At 66.6% G+C, this 20,835-nt stretch carries 17 protein-coding genes; 12 read left to right on the top strand and 5 right to left on the bottom strand.

Features of this window, described 5'->3' with window-relative positions:
• Both ACZ9CK_RS12580 and ACZ9CK_RS12575 read right to left on the bottom strand, forming a co-directional pair.
• Positions 1-345 carry a PadR family transcriptional regulator gene (locus tag ACZ9CK_RS12580; protein WP_426298954.1) on the bottom strand — a complete coding sequence of 115 codons (345 nt, stop codon included), beginning with the start codon at positions 343-345 and terminating at the stop codon, positions 1-3.
• A 201-nt stretch (positions 346-546) separates the two neighbouring features.
• Entirely contained in the window at positions 547-1,689 is a 1,143-nt protein-coding gene (locus tag ACZ9CK_RS12575) for a glutamate--cysteine ligase (RefSeq protein ID WP_426298952.1), read from the bottom strand.
• Positions 1,690-1,857: 168 nt separating this feature from the next.
• On the opposite strand from ACZ9CK_RS12575, the gene ACZ9CK_RS12570 reads away from it, so the two are divergent.
• The 3 genes from ACZ9CK_RS12570 to ACZ9CK_RS12560 all read left to right on the top strand — a co-directional run bounded on the left by ACZ9CK_RS12570 (position 1,858) and on the right by ACZ9CK_RS12560 (position 4,073).
• A complete protein-coding gene (locus tag ACZ9CK_RS12570) occupies positions 1,858-2,991 on the top strand; it encodes a GTP-binding protein (protein ID WP_476050103.1) in 1,134 nt (377 codons plus the stop codon).
• A 22-nt stretch (positions 2,992-3,013) separates the two neighbouring features.
• Positions 3,014-3,136: a type B 50S ribosomal protein L36 gene (ykgO, locus tag ACZ9CK_RS12565; RefSeq protein ID WP_426298948.1), complete on the top strand. Its 123-nt coding sequence runs from the start codon at positions 3,014-3,016 to the stop codon at positions 3,134-3,136.
• A gap of 118 nt (positions 3,137-3,254) precedes the next feature.
• Positions 3,255-4,073: a shikimate 5-dehydrogenase gene (locus tag ACZ9CK_RS12560; RefSeq protein WP_426298946.1), complete on the top strand. Its 819-nt coding sequence runs from the start codon at positions 3,255-3,257 to the stop codon at positions 4,071-4,073.
• A 16-nt stretch (positions 4,074-4,089) separates the two neighbouring features.
• Here ACZ9CK_RS12560 and ACZ9CK_RS12555 read toward each other — a convergent pair whose 3' ends face one another.
• On the bottom strand, positions 4,090-5,373 hold the full coding sequence (locus ACZ9CK_RS12555) for a THUMP-like domain-containing protein (RefSeq protein WP_476050102.1): 1,284 nt from the start codon (positions 5,371-5,373) through the stop codon (positions 4,090-4,092).
• A gap of 93 nt (positions 5,374-5,466) precedes the next feature.
• Between ACZ9CK_RS12555 and ACZ9CK_RS12550 the strand changes: the two genes are divergently transcribed.
• From ACZ9CK_RS12550 to groL, 3 genes are all read left to right on the top strand, one after another.
• A complete protein-coding gene (locus tag ACZ9CK_RS12550; RefSeq protein ID WP_426298942.1) occupies positions 5,467-5,871 on the top strand; it encodes a hypothetical protein in 405 nt (134 codons plus the stop codon).
• A 211-nt stretch (positions 5,872-6,082) separates the two neighbouring features.
• Complete coding sequence (groES, locus tag ACZ9CK_RS12545) at positions 6,083-6,379, top strand: co-chaperone GroES (protein WP_070347908.1); 297 nt, start codon at positions 6,083-6,085, stop codon at positions 6,377-6,379.
• Positions 6,380-6,460: 81 nt separating this feature from the next.
• Positions 6,461-8,074, top strand: a complete 1,614-nt coding sequence (gene groL, locus ACZ9CK_RS12540; protein ID WP_476050101.1) for a chaperonin GroEL — start codon at positions 6,461-6,463, stop codon at positions 8,072-8,074.
• Between the two features lie 75 nt (positions 8,075-8,149).
• On the opposite strand, the gene ACZ9CK_RS12535 is transcribed toward groL, so the two are convergent.
• Positions 8,150-9,139, bottom strand: coding sequence for a DUF389 domain-containing protein (locus tag ACZ9CK_RS12535; protein WP_476050100.1), 990 nt, complete (start codon positions 9,137-9,139; stop codon positions 8,150-8,152).
• A 173-nt stretch (positions 9,140-9,312) separates the two neighbouring features.
• On the opposite strand from ACZ9CK_RS12535, the gene ACZ9CK_RS12530 reads away from it, so the two are divergent.
• From ACZ9CK_RS12530 to ACZ9CK_RS12520, 3 genes are all read left to right on the top strand, one after another.
• Positions 9,313-11,397: an SGNH hydrolase domain-containing protein gene (locus ACZ9CK_RS12530; protein WP_476050902.1), complete on the top strand. Its 2,085-nt coding sequence runs from the start codon at positions 9,313-9,315 to the stop codon at positions 11,395-11,397.
• 213 nt (positions 11,398-11,610) lie between these two features.
• A complete protein-coding gene (gene guaB, locus ACZ9CK_RS12525; protein ID WP_426298933.1) occupies positions 11,611-13,122 on the top strand; it encodes an IMP dehydrogenase in 1,512 nt (503 codons plus the stop codon).
• A gap of 82 nt (positions 13,123-13,204) precedes the next feature.
• The gene (locus tag ACZ9CK_RS12520) at positions 13,205-15,082 is read left to right on the top strand and encodes an ABC transporter ATP-binding protein (RefSeq protein WP_476050099.1); all 1,878 of its coding nucleotides are present in this window, start codon (positions 13,205-13,207) and stop codon (positions 15,080-15,082) included.
• Between the two features lie 106 nt (positions 15,083-15,188).
• On the opposite strand, the gene ACZ9CK_RS12515 is transcribed toward ACZ9CK_RS12520, so the two are convergent.
• Entirely contained in the window at positions 15,189-17,096 is a 1,908-nt protein-coding gene (locus ACZ9CK_RS12515; protein ID WP_476050098.1) for a S8 family serine peptidase, read from the bottom strand.
• Positions 17,097-17,285: 189 nt separating this feature from the next.
• Here ACZ9CK_RS12515 and ACZ9CK_RS12510 point away from each other — a divergent pair, with 189 nt between their 5' ends.
• The 3 genes from ACZ9CK_RS12510 to ACZ9CK_RS12500 all read left to right on the top strand — a co-directional run bounded on the left by ACZ9CK_RS12510 (position 17,286) and on the right by ACZ9CK_RS12500 (position 20,817).
• Positions 17,286-18,419, top strand: a complete 1,134-nt coding sequence (locus tag ACZ9CK_RS12510) for a GuaB3 family IMP dehydrogenase-related protein (RefSeq protein ID WP_074588380.1) — start codon at positions 17,286-17,288, stop codon at positions 18,417-18,419.
• A gap of 93 nt (positions 18,420-18,512) precedes the next feature.
• Positions 18,513-20,273: a glycerol-3-phosphate dehydrogenase/oxidase gene (locus tag ACZ9CK_RS12505; protein WP_426298927.1), complete on the top strand. Its 1,761-nt coding sequence runs from the start codon at positions 18,513-18,515 to the stop codon at positions 20,271-20,273.
• A gap of 55 nt (positions 20,274-20,328) precedes the next feature.
• Positions 20,329-20,817: a PTS sugar transporter subunit IIA gene (locus tag ACZ9CK_RS12500; protein ID WP_426298925.1), complete on the top strand. Its 489-nt coding sequence runs from the start codon at positions 20,329-20,331 to the stop codon at positions 20,815-20,817.
• Positions 20,818-20,835 lie beyond the last annotated feature (18 nt).

Here is a 20,835-nt window from a genome sequence, read left to right as displayed (position 1 = left end):
TCAGTTCTCTCCCTTGCTTGGGTCGATACTTTGGAGCTGTTCGATGCGTTCTGCGAGGAAGCTCCACGTCCTCCAGAACTCTTCAAGTTCCTGCTTGCCCTGCTGGTTGAGTGAATACACCTTGCGCGGCGGTCCTTTTTCGGACGGCCGCTTCTCGACGTCGACGAGCCCCTTCTGCTCGATCCGCACCAGCAGCGCATAGACGGTGCCCTCGGCGATGTCGGTGAACCCCTGGTCCCGGAGCAGGGTGGTGATCTCGTAGCCGTAGGCCGGTTTCCCGGTCAGCAGGGCGAGGACGATGCCCTCCAGCGTGCCCTTGAGCATCTCGGTCATCTGCTTGCCCATGCGGCCACCTCCTAACTACTTGGTGTTACTAGCTACTAGTACTCAGTGTTACTAGCTACTAGTACATAGTAGCGCTAAGTAGTGGAAGCGCAAGGGGTCTTAACGCCGAAGTCGCCGGAGGCCTGCGGGGTCGCTGAAAAGTTCCGGCGACCGGGCAGTTCTCCGGCGACTTCGGCGTGAGAGAAAGGGGGTGAGCGGGGCTTAGCCGGCGCGCATCTGCTGTACGAGGTCCAGGACCACCGCCTGCAGGTCGCCGTCGTGCTCTGCCGCGACGCGGCGCTGGCGCTGGTAACCGGCGCCGCGGGCGATGATCTTCGCGACGTCGGCCAGCTCCTCTTCGCAGCCGAGCTTCGCAGCGACGGGGGCCAGCCGGTCGAGGGTCTCCCTGAGGTGCTCCGTGACCAACTGCTCGTTGCCTTCGGCGTCGAGGATGATGATGGCTTCCATGCCGTAGCGCGCCGCGCGCCACTTGTTCTCCTGGACGTGCCATGGCGGCATGGTCGGAATGGTGCCGCCGTTGTCCAGGATGGTGGAGAACTCGTGCACCAGGCATTGGGTCAGCGCGGCGATCGCGCCGACCTCCTCGAGGCTGGCCAGGCCGTCGCAGATGCGCATCTCGATGGTGCCGAGGTTCGGGACGGGCCGGATGTCCCAGCGGATCTCGGACAGGGTGTCGATCACCCCGGTGGTGAACATGTCCTGCACGTAGGACTCGTATTCGGCCCAGTCCGGGAACTGGAAGGGCAGGCCGGCGGTGGGCAGCTGCTGGAACATCAGGGCGCGCTGCGACGCGTAGCCGGTGTCTTCGCCGCCCCAGAACGGGCTGGAGGCGGACAGTGCCTGGAAATGCGGGAAGTAGTTGACCAGCCCGTCGAGGACGGGAAGGACCTTGTCGCGGCTGTCCAGGCCTACGTGGACGTGTACGCCGTAGATGACCATTTGGCGGCCCCACCACTGGGTGCGGTCGATCAGCTTGGCGTAGCGTTCCTTGTCCGTGACGGGCTGGAGCTGCGGGGGGCTGAAGGGGTGGCTGCCGGCGCAGAACAGTTCCACGCCCATGGGATCGGTGACCTCGCGGACGGCCTTCAATGAGCGGGCCAGGTCGTCTTTGGCTTCCCGGACCGTGGTGCAGATTCCGGTGACGAGTTCCACGGTGTTCAGCAGCAGCTCGCGCTTGATGTGCGGGTGCTCGTCGTCCTCGTTCAGCTCGGGGTGCTGGGCGGCGACGCCGCGGAGGACTTCGTTGGCGACGGAAACCAGTTCGCCGGTGCGCGCGTTGACGAGCGCAAGCTCCCATTCCACTCCCAGGGTCGATTGCCTGGATGAAGCGAAATCAATCTGCACGAAGGTCCCCTCTAGTGTGTCCAAGTCCCCCGGGCGATGCCCACTGTGGGGCCCCTCAGTGGATGCTCCAAGTCTAGTGCAGCGCTTGCGTGCCTCCGCCGTAAGGAGAAACATGGCGACAACCACAGGTCCTTGCTAATGAGAATGATTTGCATATAGGCTGAGGCAATGCATCTTTCCGTTGTCAGTTCCCTGGACAGCCGCTGCCGTGAAGCCGCGGCCGGCCGGCTCGACCAGGGGCATCCCGATTCCGTAACCGTCTTCCACGACCTCCTCGATGGCTCCGTCGTCCTGCGCCGGGTCTTCCGCGGCGGCCGGCTGCTGGAGCAGGCGGAAACCGTGCTGGAACACGGCTGCCTCAGCTGCACCGTCAAGCTGGACGTCGTGCCCACGGTGGAGCGGCTCGCCGGCCTTGGTTACGGGCATGCGGTGCTGGCGCTGCCGCCGGGGGTGTCCGTGGAGATGGCCGTGGCGGAGGTCAGCCGGGGCCTTGGCGGGGAAGCGGTCGTAGACAACGCCGTCCTTGCCCTCGACCCCGCGGAACTGGAAGACCACATCTGGGACAAGCACACCCTCTACGAATCCGGGTTCACGGCCATGCCGGACGACGAAAGGACCAGCGGCGAATTCCTGGTGGGGGAGCTCACCCACGCGGACACCGTGCTGATTCATCCCGGGCTCGGCGCGGCGCTCGACGGCAATGAGCGGGAGGGCAGCGAGCCATGGCGGCAGGGCACGGAACTGCTGGCCCAACTGGCGCCGCACGCCGCCGTGGTCGGGCGTACCGAGACGTTCCGTCCCGGTTGCTATGACGGCCGTGAAGCAGCGGCGCGGACCCGGCGCGGCTCGGTGCGCATCCCGCTGGCCAGCGAATCCGGCAGCTTCCGCACGGTCCTCCACAAGGTTGAGCGCCCGTTGCACCCGGGCCGCTTCCGGGCGGCGCTGCCGCAATTGGCCGCAGGTTCCCACTGGATGCGCGGCCGGCTGTGGATCGCGTCGGCGGCCCGGACCCGGATCGCCGTCCATGGCGTCGGGCCCCGGGTGTGGATGGAAAGCACCGGCCAGTGGATCGCCGACCGGCCGGAGCCGCTGCCCGCCGGAATGTCCGACGTCGACGCCGCCCTTGGCTGGCATCCGCGGTTCGGCGACCGCGGCACCGTACTCGCGGTCACCGGACGGGGCGAGGATGTGGACGCCGAAGAAATCCGCGGGCTGCTGGACGGCTGCGCCCTCAGCGAAGAGGAGATGCTGCGGGACTTCCGGGAGCTGGATGACCCGTTCGAACTTGAAGCCACCCTGTAACAACCGCAAGAGAAGGAGAAACATGAAGGTCAGGAATTCGCTGCGCGCACTCAAGAAGGTCCCGGGCGCACAGGTGGTGCGGCGCCGCGGGAAAACCTTTGTCATCAACAAACTGAACCCGCGCTTCAAGGCCCGCCAGGGCTAGCCGGACTGTCCGGGTAACGGTCGGTGCCTCCGATCGCGGGGGCACCGGCCGTGGCAGTGCGGCGCCCCGCCCAAGTTAGGCTGGGGCGCAGAGCCCCTGCCAGACGAAGGAAGTCCCCATGCCGATCCTGAACAAGGACATGACCCTCTGCATCTCGCTTTCGGTCCGCCCAAGCAATAACGGGACGCGTTTCCACAACTTCCTGTACGAGGAACTCGGCCTGAACTGGATCTACAAGGCCTTTGCCCCCACCGACCTCGCGAATGCGATCTCCGGCGTGCGGGGCCTGGGCATCCGCGGCTGCGCAGTGTCCATGCCGTACAAGGAAGACGTCATCGCCCTGGTGGACCGGATGGACGCCTCGGCCTCGGCCATTGACTCGGTCAACACCATCGTGAACGACTCCGGCGTGCTGACCGCCTACAACACCGACTACACCGCCATCGCCCAGCTGATCGAACGCAACGCCATCAGCCCGGACTCGTCCGTGCTCCTGCGTGGTGCGGGCGGCATGGCCAAGGCCACCGCGGCGGCCTTCCGCGACGCCGGATTCACCAAAGTCACCATCGTGGCCCGCAAGGAAGAAGCCGGCCGTGCGCTCGCGGATCTCTACGGTTTCGCGTGGCAGGCCGAGCCGGGTGACAGCACCGCGGACGTTATCGTCAATGTCACGCCGATCGGCATGGCCGGCGGACCCGAGGCGGACGCCCTGTCCTTCCCGGAAGCGGCCGTCACAGCCGCGCAGGTGGTGTTCGACGTCGTCGCGCTCCCCGCCGAAACGCCGCTCATCAAGGCCGGCCGCGCCGCCGGCAAAACGGTGATCAGCGGCGCCGAGGTCGCCACCATCCAGGCCCTCGAGCAGTTCGTCCTGTACACCGGCATTACGCCGAGCGCCGCCCAGGTGGCCGCAGCCGAAGCATTCGTGCGGGAGCAGTAGCGCGGGGCCTGGCGCGTCAGACTGGTTCGACGACGACCGGTTCGACGACGACGGCGGTCCGTTCGTCGCCGATCCGCGTCAGGACCAGCGTGGCGGATTTGCCGGCCTTGCCTTTCGCTGCCGACTTGGACTTCGCGGAACCACCGCCGGGCAGCAGTTGTTTCCGGAGCTCTTCTGGCGTGATGGAGACGCCGCGCTTCTTGATGTCCAGGGTGGTGATGCCCTGTGCCTTCACCCAGGCCTTGAGCGCCTTGACGTTCAGCGGCATCGTCTCCAGCACCTTGTAGGCGCGGGCGAACGGTGTGTCCACCAGTCCGGGAGCGCAGATGTACGCGATGTGTTCGTCCAGCAGGTGCCCGCCCAGGCGGAGTGCGACGTCGGCAACCAGTCCCGCGCGGATCACCGCACCGTCCGGCTCGTAGAGGTAGCCCTCAACGGGCCCGACGGCGGGGACCGGGCCGGCGTCGAAATCCTCGCCGCTGGTGATCTCGGCGGCGCCGCGCGGGCCGAGCAGCAGGGCGGCTCGGCGGATTCCGGGCCGGGCCACCTTGTTGAACCACAGGGCCACCTCGGTGACGTCGCCGGCCACCGAAACCCACTGCGCCTCGCAGTCCGCGGGAACCGACTCGTGCGGCATTCCGGGCCCCATCTTGACCCCCACCGACTTGCCGGATGCGGCCAATGACTCCACGAAGGACAGGGGCGGGGAGAATTCCTCCGGGTCCCAGATCCGGGTAGTGCCCGACGTCGAGGTGGTGCGGCGTGCGGGGTCCAGCCACACGCCGTCGATCCCGTCCAGGGGCACCGAGGTGGCATCGGCATGGACAACGGAGGCGTGCGGGAACGGCATCAGATTGATCGTGGCACAGGCCGCCGTGGCTTCGTCGAGCTCGACGGCCGTGACCGGGATGTCCAGGGACGCCAGCGCCATCGAATCGGCGCCGAGCCCGCAACCCAGGTCTGCTACATGTGAGGTGCCTGCTGCGGCGAAGCGTTCGGCATGGCGGGCGGCCACCGTGAGGCGCGTCGCCTGCTCCAGGCCGGCCTGGGTGAAGAGCATCTGCCGGGCGAATTCGCCGAACTTCGCTTCCGCCCGGGTCCGCAGCCTCGACTGCGTGAGGACGGCGGAGACCAACTCGGGGGAGTGCCCGGCCTTGCGGAGGCCCGTGTTCAAGGCCAGGGATTCGCTCTCGCGGTACGGGCCCAGCGAGGCGAGCAATTCCCAGCCTTCCGTGGTCAGCAAGGGGGCGATCTGGTCCTGTGGGGCCGCGGCATCCGGCGCCTGGGGGCTGTGGGGCATGCCCTCCAGCCTACTTGCCGGCTTTGTGGGGTTTCTCCCTCGCGTCCTCCCGCACCCGGGCGGCGGTACTGCCGGACGGCTAGGGTTGATTGCATGGAAGACAGCATCAGCCGCCAGCCCGAAGACTCCACACCGACTCCCCGCCGGGGCAGCAGGATTCCTGCCCGTCTGGCCGTCTACGCCCGTCCCGCCGTGATCGCCGGAGCTGCCGTCGCCGTCGTCTGCATCGTCTTGCTGATCATCGTCTTCTTCCTTGATTCCTTCAATGCCGCCGCCTATTCAATGACCGGCAAGAGCGTCCAGGATGCCACCCAGGAGGCCAAGGACATCCGCGAAAGCTACGCGGGGGTCCGGATCGGTGCCCTCGTGGTGCTGGTCCTGTCCGCCCTTGCCGCCCTCGCGGGCAGCGTCGTGCTGTACCTGAACCGCACTGCCGTGCAGGAAGGCGACGAGGACAACGGCGAAGACGTGGACTTCGAGGACCTCGCCGGCCAGTAGCCGTGAGGCGGCACCCTGTTCACCCAAGGACGAAACGCTGGCACTCACCTTGACCGAGTGCTAACGCTTGCATAGAGTCTGAGTTAGCACTCTCCCATGGAGGGTGCTAATCATGCCGCAGGCACTTGCCGGCACCGCGACGACGGCAAGCCCGCCAAGGCACCCCTGGTTTGATAGTCCACGTACTACCTCACGTAAAGGAGAGATCCGAGTGTCGGTCTCCATTAAGCCTCTCGAGGATCGCATCGTTGTCCGCCCGCTCGAAGCAGAGCAGACCACCGCTTCCGGCCTGGTCATCCCGGACTCCGCCCAGGAAAAGCCGCAGGAAGGCGAAGTTGTCGCAGTAGGCCCCGGCCGCTTCGATGACAACGGCAACCGCGTGCCCGTCGATGTCGCCGTCGGCGACGTCGTCATCTACTCCAAGTACGGCGGAACCGAAGTCAAGACCGGTGGCTCCGAGTACCTCGTGCTGTCCGCCCGCGACGTCCTCGCGATCGTCGTCAAGTAACTCCCTGGACCCCGCACCGTAGGCCGGACCGGATTTCCGGCCGCCCGCGGTGCGGGTTTTCCGTCTTGAAAGGACACAACCATGGCAAAGCAGCTTGCGTTCAATGACGCTGCCCGCCGCTCGCTCGAAGCCGGCATCGACAAGCTCGCCAACACTGTCAAGGTGACCCTTGGCCCGCGCGGCCGCAACGTCGTGCTGGACAAGAAGTGGGGCGCCCCCACCATCACCAACGACGGTGTCACGATCGCCCGCGAAGTCGAGCTGGACGACCCGTACGAAAACCTTGGCGCACAGCTGGCCAAGGAAGTCGCCACCAAGACCAACGACGTTGCCGGTGACGGCACCACCACCGCCACCGTGCTCGCACAGGCCCTCGTCAAGGAAGGCCTGCGCAACGTAGCCGCCGGCGCTGCTCCGGGCGAGATCAAGCGCGGCATCGAGGTTGCGGTTGAGGCCGTTGCCGCACGCCTGCTGGCCAACGCCCGCGAAGTCGAAGGCAGCCAGGTCGCCAACGTCGCCGCCATCTCCGCCCAGAGCGAAGAGGTCGGCGAGCTCCTGGCCGAGGCTTTCGGCAAGGTGGGCAAGGACGGCGTCATCACCATCGAGGAATCCTCCACCACCCAGACCGAACTGGTCCTCACCGAGGGCATGCAGTTCGACAAGGGCTACCTGTCCCCGTACTTCGTCACCGACGCGGAACGCCAGGAAGCAGTCCTCGAGGACGCCCTCATCCTGATCAACCAGGGCAAGATCTCCTCGCTGCAGGAATTCCTGCCGCTGCTGGAGAAGGCCCTGCAGGCCGCCAAGCCGCTCTTCATCATTGCCGAAGACATCGACGGCGAGGCACTGTCCACCCTGATCGTGAACCGCATCCGCGGCACCCTGAACGTCGTGGCCGTCAAGGCTCCCGGCTTCGGCGACCGCCGTAAGGCCATGCTGCAGGACATCGCCACCCTGGCCGGTGCCCAGGTTGTCTCCCCGGAGCTTGGCCTAAGCCTGGACCAGGTGGGCCTGGAGGTCCTCGGTTCTGCCCGCCGCATCACGGTCACCAAGGACAACACCACCATCGTCGACGGTGCAGGCTCTGCCGAAGACGTCGCCGGCCGTGTTGCCCAGCTGCGCGCCGAACTGGCCCGCACCGATTCGGACTGGGACCGCGAGAAGCTGCAGGAACGCCTGGCCAAGCTGGCCGGCGGCATCGGTGTCATCAAGGTCGGCGCAGCAACCGAGGTCGAACTCAAGGAAAAGAAGCACCGCATCGAGGACGCCGTGTCCTCCACGCGTGCCGCCCTTGAAGAAGGCATCGTCTCCGGCGGTGGCTCGGCCCTCATCCACGCCCTCAAGGCACTGGATGACGACCGCCAGGTCAACAAGCTGGAAGGTGACGCGGCTGCCGCCGTCGGCATCGTCCGCCGCGCGCTGACCCAGCCGCTGCGCTGGATCGCCCAGAACGCCGGCTACGACGGTTACGTCGTCGTCGCCAAGGTGTCCGAGCAGCCCGAGAACCACGGCTTCAACGCGAAGTCCGGTGAGTACGAGGACCTGATCGCCGCCGGCGTGATCGACCCCGTCAAGGTCACCCGCTCCGCACTCCGCAACGCTGCTTCCATCGCCGCCCTGGTTCTCACCACCGAGACCCTGGTCGCCGAGAAGCCGGCTGAGGACGCGGACGCACACGCAGGCCACAGCCACTAATTGCGTACCACAAGGCCCGGTTCCCCTTTGGGGAGCCGGGCCTTCTGCTGTTCCCGGCCTCTGAATTGCTGATTCTTAGCGGCGGGGTGGCCGCGGGGCTCCGGGCCTTGCCCGGGTGGCTGGCGTCTTATTGAGGGCGCGCTTTGCTTCGCCGCGCCGTTGCGCGAACTTGAAGAACAGGAGCACCGCTGCCGCGGCCAGCACGATTCCGGCCAGGTTCAACACCAGCTGCAGTGCCGATCCGGCGGCCTTGGTGGTTTCGCCTAGAACAAGGGCGACGGCGATGTACCCGGCGGCCGGGACGGTTGTCACCGAGATGAAGACGCCGATCAGCGCCGATGAGCGCCGGCTGATCATGGAGAGCATGCCTGCTGCGCCGGCCAGCGCTGCCACGATCAACGAATATGGACCCGGGTGGTAGATGAATTCCACCGCCGAGCCGCGGTCCAGAGCATCTTTCGGAAACAGGCCCAGCGGAACAGACAGCCAGGCGGCTGTGGCGGTCACCAGCATGGCGGCCGGGAATCCGATGCACAGCGCGACTGCGGCCGCACGCACCATGGCCCATTTGCGCTCCACGATCCCGAATGCCAGGGCCGCGAGGGGTCCGAATTCCGGGCCCACCACCATCGCTCCGACGATCGCGATCGTGGAATCGGTGACGATTCCGATGCCGGCCAGCTGGGTGGCGATCACCAGGAACGCCAGGTAGCTCCAGGTCAGCCTGGAGTCCTCGCCCGTCTGGCGCGAAACTTCATCCCAGATGACGGCGTCCGAACCCTCGCCTGGAACCTCCTGCGATGCCTTGTCTGCGCGATCCGACACCACGAGCTCGGGCGTGCTGGCGGACACCGAGCCAAGCTTCGGGACCCCTAGCCCGTGGAGTTCCTCCATGAGGCCTTCCACGGACTCCCGGGCCAGTTGCACCGTGATGATGTCGCCGGCTGGAACCACCGAGGAACCCCTGAAGACCGCGATCTCGGCGCTGCCGGCATGCCCCATGCAGAGGTCCACGACGGTGCCGGACAACGTGGCCGGGACGCAAATGCGAAGCTGGACAATCATCCTGGCCCCCTGTCGGTAGGTGCGCGATCCCTGTTCCCAGCCTAGTTACGGATCGGTCCAGGCGGGCATTGCACTTTGCTCAGCGTGCTTGGGATTCGCCCCTACAGGTAACGGATTGGTAACCTTGGGGGGTCAGGGTTACGAGCGTTGAGGAATCTGTACAGGTCATGACTATGGGAAACGCGGCACCGCAGGCTGCCTCCAAACAGGGCGGCCCGGGGGCGAAAGGCAACTTCCGTCCTGAGGTCCAGGGACTTCGAGCCCTGGCAGTCCTCATGGTCGCCAGCTACCACATCTGGTTGGGCAGGGTTTCCGGCGGCGTCGACGTGTTCCTCCTGGTCTCGGCCTTTTTCCTGACCCTGTCCTTCACCAGGAAGCTGGAGGAGGGGCGGGAGCTACGGCTCCTCGGGCACTGGCTGCACGTCTTCAAGCGCCTGCTTCCGGCGGTGGTGGTCGTGATCCTCGGCGTCCTCGCAGGAATGTGGGTCCTGGTCCCGCAGACACGTTGGGGCGGCCTGCTGGATGAAGCCTGGGCCACGCTGTTCTACCGGCAGAACTGGCAACTGGCCGATGCCGCCGTCGACTACTACGCGCAGAACCATTCCGGCGCGAGCCCGTTGCAGCATTTCTGGTCGCTCTCCATCCAGGGCCAGGTCTTCATCCTGTGGCCGATCATCTTCGCCGCCGTGGGCATCGCGGTTCCGCTCCTTCGCAAGGTGCCGTTCCGCGGAGCGCTGGCGCCCCTCGGGCGACCAAGCCACCGCGGTGTCCTGGTCATCGTGTTCGCGGCGGTGTTCGCTGTGTCCCTGGCCTACTCGGTGGACCAGACGGCGAGCAACCAGGCTTACGCGTACTTCGACACCCGGGCGCGGCTCTGGGAATTCGCCCTGGGCTCGCTGCTGGCGCTGGCCCTGCCGTACCTTTCCCCGCCCCGCTGGTTGCGGGTGGTGCTGGGCTGGACGGGCCTCGCCGCGATGCTGTCCTGTGGCCTCCTGCTCACCGTCGACAGGTCCTTCCCGGGCTTCGTCGCCCTGTGGCCCACCCTTGCCGCGGCCGCCATCATCGTTGCCGGGCAGAGCGGCAGCCGCGTTGGCGTGGACCGCGTGCTCGGCTCCAAGCCGCTGGTCTGGCTGGGTGGCCACTCCTATGCGCTCTACCTCTGGCACTGGCCACTTCTGGTCTTCACCCTCCTGGCCACCGGCCTGGCCGCCCCGGACCTATGGCTTGGCCTCGGCATCCTCACCGTCTCCCTCCTGCTGGCCGTCGGAACCAGCCGCTTCGTCGAAGCTCCCGTCCGCGAGTGGAAGTGGCCCAAACTGCGCACCTGGCGCACCGCCGTCGTGATTGCCGCATGCGGCACCCTGCTCGCGGTGCCGCTGAGCGCCTGGCAGGGCATGATCGCCGCGGAGAACGCGGCCATCGCCGCCCAGCCCAAGGAACTGACGCCCGGCGCGGCCGCCCTGAAACCGGAGAACGCCGGGAAGCCCACGCCTGAGGCCAGGATCATCCCCGGCCCCTCCGCGATGGACGACGAGTGGGCACACGTGGACGGACTGTGCACCGGTGCCAACGTGCCCACCGACCCTTTGCTCCAGGGCTGCCTGCAGATCAGCCCGGCCGCCAAACCCACCAAGCACATTGTGGCGCTCGGTGATTCGCACGCCCAGCAGTACATGGCCGCGCTCGGGCCCATCGCCAAGAAGCACGGCTGGGAAATCGTCACCCTCTTCAAGGGCAACTGCCGCTTCGGCGCTGAGTCCCCGGAACGCCCCCAGGACTGCAACGACTTCAACAAGGCAAGTGCGGCGTACGTGCTGGAACACAAACCTGACGCTGTGTTCACGGTGGCGTCCCTGACCCACGTCGAGGCGCCTTTCGAAACCGAGGTCCCCGGGTACCTGGCAGGCATCAAGCCCTTTGCAGACGCGGGAATCGACATCGTGGGCATCCGCGACAACCCGCGCTTTGCCATCAACATGCCCGAATGCGTTCAGAAAAAGGGCCCGGACTCGCCGGACTGCAATACCCCGCTGGAGAAGTCCCTGGCCGCGTCCTCGCCGCTGGACGACTACCGCGGCAAGGTGAAGGGGCTCTACCTGATGGACATGAGCGACTTCATCTGCGCCAAGGGCGTCTGCCCCGCCGTGGTCGGCAACGTGTACGTCTACAAGGATGAAAACCACCTCACACGCACCTACGTGGAGACCATGATTCCCATGTTCGAGCGGCGGCTGCTGGCCGCCACCAAATGGAAATAACGGTCTGACGGCCAGATACCGCCCGACGGCGGCAGACGGCCGGGTGCGCTTGCTCACATTGCCGCCGTGGAATATGGGGATCGTCCGCAAGGTTCTAGTATTTACTCAATACCTGCCCCACCTCCTGCACAGGCCAGTCCCGTAATGACGGGTTGGTCATCTGTTGCAACCCCTACCCTTTAGACCCCACGAAACACGGTAAGAGGCGCACTCATGACCCAGCCCGAACACGATCCCTTCGGCTTCGTAGGCCTGACCTACGACGACGTCCTGCTCCTGCCGGGCCACACGGACGTCATCCCGTCCGATGCAGATACTTCCTCCCGCATCTCCAAGCGCATTACAGTCCAGACCCCGTTGCTTTCGGCCGCGATGGACACCGTCACCGAGTCCCGCATGGCAATCGCCATGGCCCGCCAGGGCGGCCTGGGTGTCATCCACCGCAACCTCGCCATAGCGGACCAGGCCGACCATGTGGACCGCGTCAAGCGCTCCGAATCCGGGATGATCACCAACCCGCTGGTCATCGGCCCCGAGGCCAGCCTGCAGGAACTGGACCAGCTGTGTGCGCGCTACCGGGTTTCCGGCCTGCCGGTCGTCGACGCCGACAACCGCCTGCTGGGCATCATCACCAACCGCGACACCCGCTTCGTTCCGGAGAGCGAGTACCCGTCCCGCCTGGTCAGCGAAGTCATGACCAAGATGCCCCTGGTCACCGGCCGCGTGGGCATCAGCCGCGAAGAAGCGTCCGACCTGCTGGCCAAGAACAAGATCGAGAAGCTCCCGCTCGTCGACGAGCAGGGCCGCCTCCAGGGCCTCATCACCACCAAGGACTTCACCAAGGCGGAGCAGTACCCGCTGGCCACCAAGGACGAGGAAGGCCGCCTGCGCGTCGGCGCCGCCATCGGCTTCTTCGGCGACGGCTGGGAACGTGCCATGACCCTGATCGACGCCGGCGTGGATGCGCTCTTCGTGGACACCGCCAACGGCCACTCCCAGGGCGTGCTGGACATGATCGCCCGCCTGAAGGGCGAGAAGGCCGCAGCGCACGTGGACATCATCGGTGGCCAGGCCGCCACCCGCGAAGGCGCCCAAGCACTGATCGATGCCGGCGCAGACGGCATCAAGGTGGGCGTGGGCCCGGGTTCCATCTGCACCACCCGCGTGGTTGCCGGCGTCGGCGTCCCGCAGATCACTGCCATCTACGAATCCGCGAAGGCCGCCATCCCGGCCGGTGTTCCGCTGATCGCCGACGGCGGCCTGCAGTACTCCGGCGACATCGGCAAGGCCCTGGTCGCCGGCGCAGACACCGTGATGCTCGGCTCCCTCCTGGCCGGCTGCGACGAGTCCCCTGGCGACCTCATCTTCGTCAACGGCAAGCAGTACAAGAGCTACCGCGGCATGGGCTCCCTCGGTGCCATGCAGTCCCGCGGCAAGAACACCTCGTACTCGAAGGACCGCTACTTCCAGGCCGACGTCTCCGGTGACGACAAGCTCATCCCCGAAGGCATCGAAGGCCGCGTCGCCTACCGCGGACCGCTGTCCTCCGTGGCCTACCAGCTGGTCGGCGGCCTGCGCCAGACCATGTTCTACACCGGTGCGCCGACCATCCCCGAGCTGAAGGCCCGCGGCAAGTTCGTCCGCATCACGGCCGCGGGTCTGAAGGAATCGCACCCGCACGACATCCAGATGACCGTCGAGGCGCCGAACTACGGTTCCCGCTGACGGACCCCGCCTAAGCGGCTGTTCCCCGTGGAGAAATCCGCGGGGAACAGTTGCTTAAGCGTGCAGCGGATAGGCTGGTGCCATGTCTGAAAAGCCCGCGGAACCGCGGCACCCGGCCTCTGTCCGGCTAAGCAAGGACCCACCCCGCAGGCTCGCGCTCCGGCCGTACGCCCGCGCCGTCGGGCAGGTTCTCAAGGTGAGTTTCCAGGCCTCGCCCGCCGCGGTCATCATGAAGGTGGCCGGGTCGCTGGTTTCGGCGCTGCTGCCGCTCGTCACCACCTACTTCGCCTCGCTCACCACGACGGCGCTGGCCGCCGGCTATGCGGGAGATCCCGACGCCGGCCCGCGGGCCGTGCTGTATGTCATCATCACTGCGGCGCTGGGACTGTTCTGGGGCGCCTTCAGCAGTGTGGACCGCTACATCCAGCAGCTCATGAGCTTCCGGGTGGGCGCCATCGTGGGCGACCAGATGTACGAGCGCTTCCTGGGATTGGAATTCTGGCGCTACGACGACAAAGAGACCGTAGACCTCTACGACCGTGCCAAGCGCTTCTCGGATTCCTATGCGCGGGTGCTGGACCGGATCGCCGCCATCTTCACCCAGTTGGTCTCCGTGGTGCTGGCCGTCGGGGCGTTGCTCCTGGTCAGCTGGTGGATCGCTGCCATCGTGCTGGTGGCCATCGTCCCCAGCGTGTACCTGCAGTTCAAGCTGTCCCGCGAACAGATTGCCCACTGGAATACGCAGGTGGATTCCCGCAGGCAGCGGCGCATGATCGAAACCAACCTGCTCCGCCCCCAGCACATCGCCGAGATGCGCCTGTACGGGATCGTCGGTTTCCTCATGGAACTGCGTTCGCGCCTGCGTGACGCCGATGAGCGGCGCCGACTCGACTTCCAGAAGCGCTACATTCCCAAGCAACTGGCGGCGGATGCTTTGCAATACGGTGCGGAGGTCGTGTCCTTGATCTGGGTGGTGGGGCAGATCATTGCCCGGGCCCAGCCGGTGGGCCAGTTCCTCTATGTGCAGCAGATCGTCAGCCGGGCGCTCTCCACGGCCAGCAACCTGGTTTCCTCGCTGAGTTCCATCGACGAGGACCTCGCCAACCTGAAGGACTACGAGCTCTTCATGACCCTTCCAGTGCACTCGCGCAGGGCCCCGGCGCTGGCTGCCGCGCCGCGGACGGTCGAGCTGCAGGACATCCGCTTCAGCTACACCGGAAGCGACATCGAGGTCATCAAGGGCATCTCCCTCACCATTGAACAGGGCCAGCACATCGCGGTCGTGGGGGAGAACGGCGCCGGGAAGTCGACACTCATCCGGATCCTGGCGGGGCTGTACAGCCCCGACTCGGGGCAGGTCCTGCTCGACGGCGTCGACCTCAGCACGCTTGACGTCAAGAGCTGGCACCGCCACCTCGCTGTCCTCAGCCAGGAGTTCCTCAAATACGAATTCGCCACGGCTGCGGACAACATCTATTTCGGTGACGTCGAAGACCCCCGCGACAACGCCCGGGTCAGCAAAGCCGCGCATGACGCCGAAGCCCTGGATTTCATCAACAAGCTGCCCAACGGCCTCGACAACCATGTGAGCAACTGGATGGAGGATCCGAGGGGACGCAAGGGCAGCGGCTTGTCCGGCGGCGAGTGGCAGCGGCTCGCCATGGCCCGGAACTTCTACCGCCGGGCCTCGTTCATGGTCATGGACGAACCTACGTCCGCGATCGATGCCCTCGCCGAACACCGCATCTTCACCCGGCTCTTTGCCGACCGCAGCAGCACGATCATCGCCATCAGCCATCGCCTGGCGACCATCGAAAAGGCTGACATCATCTACATGCTCGAAGACGGCCGGATTGTGGAGCAGGGGACCCACAAGGAACTCGTGGCCCTGCGCGGACGGTACTTCCGGATGTTCGAATCCCAGCTCAGCTTGGACGGGAGCACCCGGGACGAGGGTTGAGCTCCGCAGCAGGAAAGCGCGACGGCGGTGCCCCCTGTGGTGGGGACACCGCCGTCGTCGTCTTATGCAGCGGGGGTTTTGCAGCTGGAGTCGACTCAGCCTGCGGTCAGGAGACTGCCACCGAGGTGTCGTCCAGCTGGAAGGTGGTGGAGTAGGAGTAGTCCTCGGTGCCCAGGAACCGCACGGTTACGGTCTTGCCCTTGTAGGCGGACATGTCCAGCGTGCGCTGCACGTAGCTGCTTCCCTTGTCCTTGTTGGAGTAGGTGGCCAGCGTCGTGGTGGTGGCGCCGTCGATCACCTGGACCTTGAGGGTGTCGTAGGCCGTGGTGGTTCCTTCGTTGCTGAGGATGCGCAGGTAGAAGGACAGCGAACCGGGGCCGCTGCCCGTGGGCACGGTCACCTTCTGGTCGAGCGTGTACGTGGTGGACTGGCCCCAGCCGTTCAGGGCCGCGTAGCCGGTGCCCGTGCGGGCGGAGCTGCCGCTCTCAAAGGTGTCGCTCTTGTTGGAGGTCCAGGAGGCGGCGCCGGATTCGAAGCCAGGGTTCAGCAGGACATTGCCCGACGGCGGCGGGGTGCTTCCGCCGAGCAGCGCCAGGGTGGCTGCCGCGTCGGAGAGTCCGGCGCCGCAGCCGAGGGTGCACCCGGCGGGCATGGGGCGGGTGCCCTGCTTGAGGGTTGATTCGACCTGGGCCGGGGTGAGCGAGGGGTCTGCAGCCTTCATCAGGGCTACGAGGCCGGCGACGTGCGGGGTGGCCATGGACGTGCCCTGGTACCAGGCGTAGCCGGCGGCGGCCGGGGTGGTGGTGCCGGTGTTCAGGGTAGAGAGGATGCCGCCACCGCTCTGGCGCGCATCGCCGCCGGGGGCGGTGAGGTCCACCACGCTGCCGTAGTTCGAGTAGTAGGACAGCCCGCCGCTGTTGTTGCTGGCGGCGACCGTCACTACGTTGCCGCAGTTGGCAGGCTGCGAGGTGGAGGCGTTGGAAGCCTCGTTTCCTGCGGCCACCACCACGGTGGTACCGCGGTTTACTGCGCTGTTGATGGCGCTCTGGTAGGTGGAGGAGCAACTGCCCGAGCCGCCGAGGCTCATGTTGATCACCTTTGCCGGGTTGGCGTTGGCCGGTATGCCGGAGACAGCGCCCCCGGAGGCCCAGACGATAGCGTCGGCGATGTCCGAGAGCATGCCGCCGCATTTGCCCAGGACACGGACGGGGACGACCTTCGCATCAGGGGCGGCACCGGCCACGCCGGTGGCGTTGCCGGTGACCGCGGCGATGGTGCCGGCTACGTGCGTGCCGTGCCAGGAGGAGTTGGAGCTGCTGGCGTCGCCGCATTCCCCGCTGGCGTACCAGTCGCCCTGGTCCTGCGGGTTGGCGTCGCGGCCGTTGCCGTCGCGGGCGGCGGCGGAGTCGGCGATGAAGTCATAGCCGGGGAGGATGTTGGCGTCCAGGTCGGGGTGGGCCGTGATGCCGGTGTCGATCACGGCCACGACCGATCCGGAGCCGGTGGAGGTGTTCCAAGCGCCCGGGATCCGCATGCCGTTGGTGCCGGTGAAATCCCATTGTTCGCCGTACCGGGGGTCGTTCGGGGTAAGGCTTGCCCGCATCCGCGCATCCGGCTCGACGTACTCAACGGCGCCGGACGCCACCAGCCCGGTCATGAACTCCTGCGACTGCTGCGCATCCAGGGGCCTTGAGCTGGCGATCAGCGTGGCGCCGGTGGCCAGGCCGCGGACTTCATGCGGCGTGATGCCAAGCTCCTTGGCGACCTTGCCCCAGGCGTTGGCACGGGCAGCTGCCGTGGCACCCCGGGCTCCGGCCTTGTACTGCACGATGAACTGGGAATACTGCTCACCTGCTTGCAGGTTCCCGACGGCGGCCGTTCCTGTTCCGGGGTCGCTGGTGGATGGCGTGGTGGCACCGGCGGGGGCGGTGCCGAAGGACATCAGGCCGGCCAGCACGGCGGCCGACAATGCAAGGCCGCTGTATTTCCGGCGGCTCCAAATCGTGTTCTCCATGGGGTTCCTGTCTCCGGGGCGAGTGTGGTCCCGGGCGATGAAAAGTGGAGTCGGCGCAGAGGGTTTCCGCAACCGAGAGAAATCTATTGGTACATTTCAAGACTTGTAAATACTTCTTTCAGATTTTGTGAAGTCTTTACTTGATTGGTCGAATCGGTTCCCTGAAGGGGGTCCAGTAAAGTAGAGCCCGTGACTTATGAGATTGAGATTGGCCGTGGCAAGCGTGGGCGTCGTGCCTACTCCCTGGATGACATTGCGATCGTCCCCAACCGCAGGACCCGCGACCCCAAGGACGTCTCCGTCTCGTGGCAGATCGACGCATACAAGTTCGAAATGCCGGTGATCGCCGCCCCGATGGACTCGGCCATGTCGCCGGAAACGGCCATCGCGCTGGGCCGCCTCGGCGGCCTGGGCGTGCTGGACCTCGAAGGCCTGTGGACCCGTTACGAGGACCCGCAGTCCGTCCTGGATGAAATCGCCGCTCTCGCCGACGAAACCGCCAGCCCGGCCGTCACCCGGCGGATGCAGGAGCTCTACAAGGCACCCATCCAACCCGAACTGATCACCAGCCGGCTTGCCGAGATCCGCGCCTCCGGCGTTACGGTGGCCGGCTCCCTGACGCCGCAGCGCACGCAGGAGCACTACAAGACCGTGGTGGCCGCCGGCGTCGACATCTTCGTCATCCGCGGCACCACCGTGTCCGCAGAGCACGTCTCCAAGAACCACGAACCGCTGAACCTGAAGAAGTTCATCTACGAACTCGACGTCCCGGTGATCGTCGGCGGTGCCGCCGGCTACACCCCGGCACTGCACCTCATGCGCACCGGTGCTGCGGGCGTCCTGGTCGGCTTCGGCGGCGGCGCCACGACCACCACCAGGCGGGCTCTGGGCATCCACTCGCCGCTGGCTTCGGCCATCAGCGACGTCGCCGCGGCGCGCCGCGACTACCTCGACGAGTCCGGCGGCCGCTACGTGCACGTCATCGCCGACGGCGGCATGGGATCCTCCGGTGACATCGTCAAGGCCATCGCGATGGGCGCCGACGCCGTCATGCTCGGCAGTGCCCTGGCGCGCGCCGAAGAAGCACCTGGCAAGGGCTGGCACTGGGGCCAGGAGGCCCACCACCTCGAACTGCCGCGCGGTGACCGCGTCAACGTCGGCACCGTCGGCCCGCTCGAGGAAGTGCTCTTCGGCCCGGGACACCACACCAACGGCACCTCGAACCTCATCGGTGCGCTGCGCCGCTCGATGGCGACCACCGGCTACTCGGACCTGAAGGAATTCCAGCGGGTCGACGTCGTCGTGTCTCCGTACCTCGGCTAAGCCGCCCGGCCAGGCCAGCACGGCCCTGCCCAAGCCCGCACTCAGCAAGTAGTCTGGGGGGATTGACGGGCTGAAGGCGATGGGAGGCGTCCAATGGGCAGGGCAGCAGGTGCTTCGCAGGCATTCAACGCACCGGACGGTGCACTGAGTCCGCAGGCGAGGGCCGAATCCATTGAAGTGCTCAAAGGCACCATCGAGGCCGGCCGGGAACTGGACATCCTCATTGTCGGCGGGGGAGTGGTCGGTGCCGGCGCGGCCCTGGACGCGGTGACCCGTGGCCTGTCCGTGGGCATCGTGGAGGCCCGCGATTGGGCTTCGGGGACCTCCTCCCGTTCGTCGAAACTGATCCACGGCGGCCTGCGCTACCTTGAGATGCTCGACTTCGCCCTGGTCCAGGAAGCCCTGCAGGAGCGCGGCCTGCTCATCCAGCAGATCGCCCCGCACCTGGTCCGCCCGGTTCCGTTCCTCTACCCGCTCACGCGGCGATTCTGGGAGCGGCCCTACGTGGGTGCCGGCATCTTCCTGTACGACACACTCGGCCTGACCTCCGGGCACAGCCGCGGAGTGCCCAGGCACAAGCACTTCTTCCGGCGCGGCACCCTCCGGGCCGCGCCGAGCCTGAAGAACGATGCCTTCGTCGGGTCCATCCGCTACTACGACGCGCAGGTGGACGACGCCCGCCTGGTGGTCAACGTCGTCCGGACGGCGGCCCGCTACGGTGCGCACGCCGTGAACCGGATGCGCGTGGTCTCCTTCCTGCGGGAAGGCGAACGGGTGGTCGGGGCGAAGGTGGAGAACCAGGAAGACGGCAGCACCTTCGAGATCCGCGCCAAGCAGGTGGTCAACGCCACCGGCGTCTGGACCGATGAAACGCAGGCCATGGTGACCGACCGTGGCCAGCTCAAGGTGCGTGCGTCCAAGGGCATCCACCTGGTTGTTCCGCGGGACCGCTTCCAGTCCACGGTGGGCCTGATCCTGCGGACCGAGAAATCCGTGCTCTTCGTCATCCCCTGGGGCCGGCACTGGATCATCGGCACCACGGATACCGACTGGAAGCTGGACAAGGCGCACCCGGCGGCTTCATCGAAGGACATCGACTACGTGCTTGAGCGCGTGAACAAAGTGCTGAAGCGGCCGTTGACCAGGGAAGACGTCGAGGGCGTCTACGCCGGCCTGCGGCCCCTGCTGGCCGGTGAGAGCGATTCCACGGCCAAGCTTTCACGCGAGCATGTGGTGGCGCACCCGGTTCCGGGACTGGTGGTCGTGGCCGGCGGAAAGTTCACCACCTACCGGGTCATGGCCAAGGACGCCGTGGACGAGGCCACCCGGGCCATGGACGAGCGCGTTCCCGCCAGCTGCACCGAGACCATCCCGCTGCTCGGGGCCGAAGGGTTCAAGGCCGCCTGGAACCGGCGCTCCCGCATGGCCGAGGAGTCCGGCGTGCACGTGGCCCGTGTGGAACATTTGCTGAACCGCTACGGTTCCATGGCCACCGACGTCCTCGCGCTGATCAAGGAACTGCCCGAGCTCGCCGAGCCGTTGCCGGGCGCCGATGACTACCTTGCCGCCGAGGTGGTCTACGCCACTACCCACGAAGGTGCCCGGCATGTGCATGACGTCCTGACCCGCCGGACCCGCATTTCAATCGAGGCGTGGGACAGGGGAGTGTCCGCGGTGCCCGTAGTCGCTAAGCTGATGGGTGAAATCCTCGGCTGGAGCGATGTGCAGCGCGAAGGCGAAATCAAGCACTACCTTGCCCGCGTCGAAGCGGAACGGCTCAGCCAGGAGCAGCCCGACGACGAGTCGGCGGATGCTGCCCGGATGGGGGTGGATGACATCGTTCCCTTGCGCTGAACCCGGCGCGGGGGGCGGCCATGCCCGGGGGAGACGAACACTGGAGGGAATCACTTTGGCGGAAACACTGGACCCGTATGATGCGGACTTGACCACACCGGACCTGGTCATCCTCGAAATGGAAGCCGCGGACAAGGGTGAAGCCGCCGCGCAGCTTGCCGAACGCCTCCACGCCCATGGCCGTATCACCGACCTCGACGGTTTCCTGGGCCAGGTCAACGCCCGCGAACACCAGATGGCGACCGGCCTGCCCGGGGGCATCGGGCTGCCGCACGCCCGCAGCGAGTTCGTGTCCCGGATTTCCATCGCGGTTGGCGTCACCAAGTTCGGGCACGCCCTGGACTTCGGCGCTGCGGACGGGCCCGCCACCCTGGTCCTGCTGATCGCCACCCCGCCCAGCTCCTTCTCGGACCACCTCGAGGTCCTGGCCACCATGGCCCGCTCACTGTCCAAGGAATCCTTCCGGGAATCCCTGCGACGCGCCCACGACCCCGAAGTCATCGCTGAACTGATCAACTCCAGCCTGGTGTTCTTCGACCACTAGCGATTGGACCCGGCTGCC

The sequence above is a fragment of the Arthrobacter sp. TE26545 genome, assembly GCF_056279005.1.
Note: the sequence above shows the minus strand (reverse complement) of the source record. Positions and strands in the feature narration are given on the sequence as shown.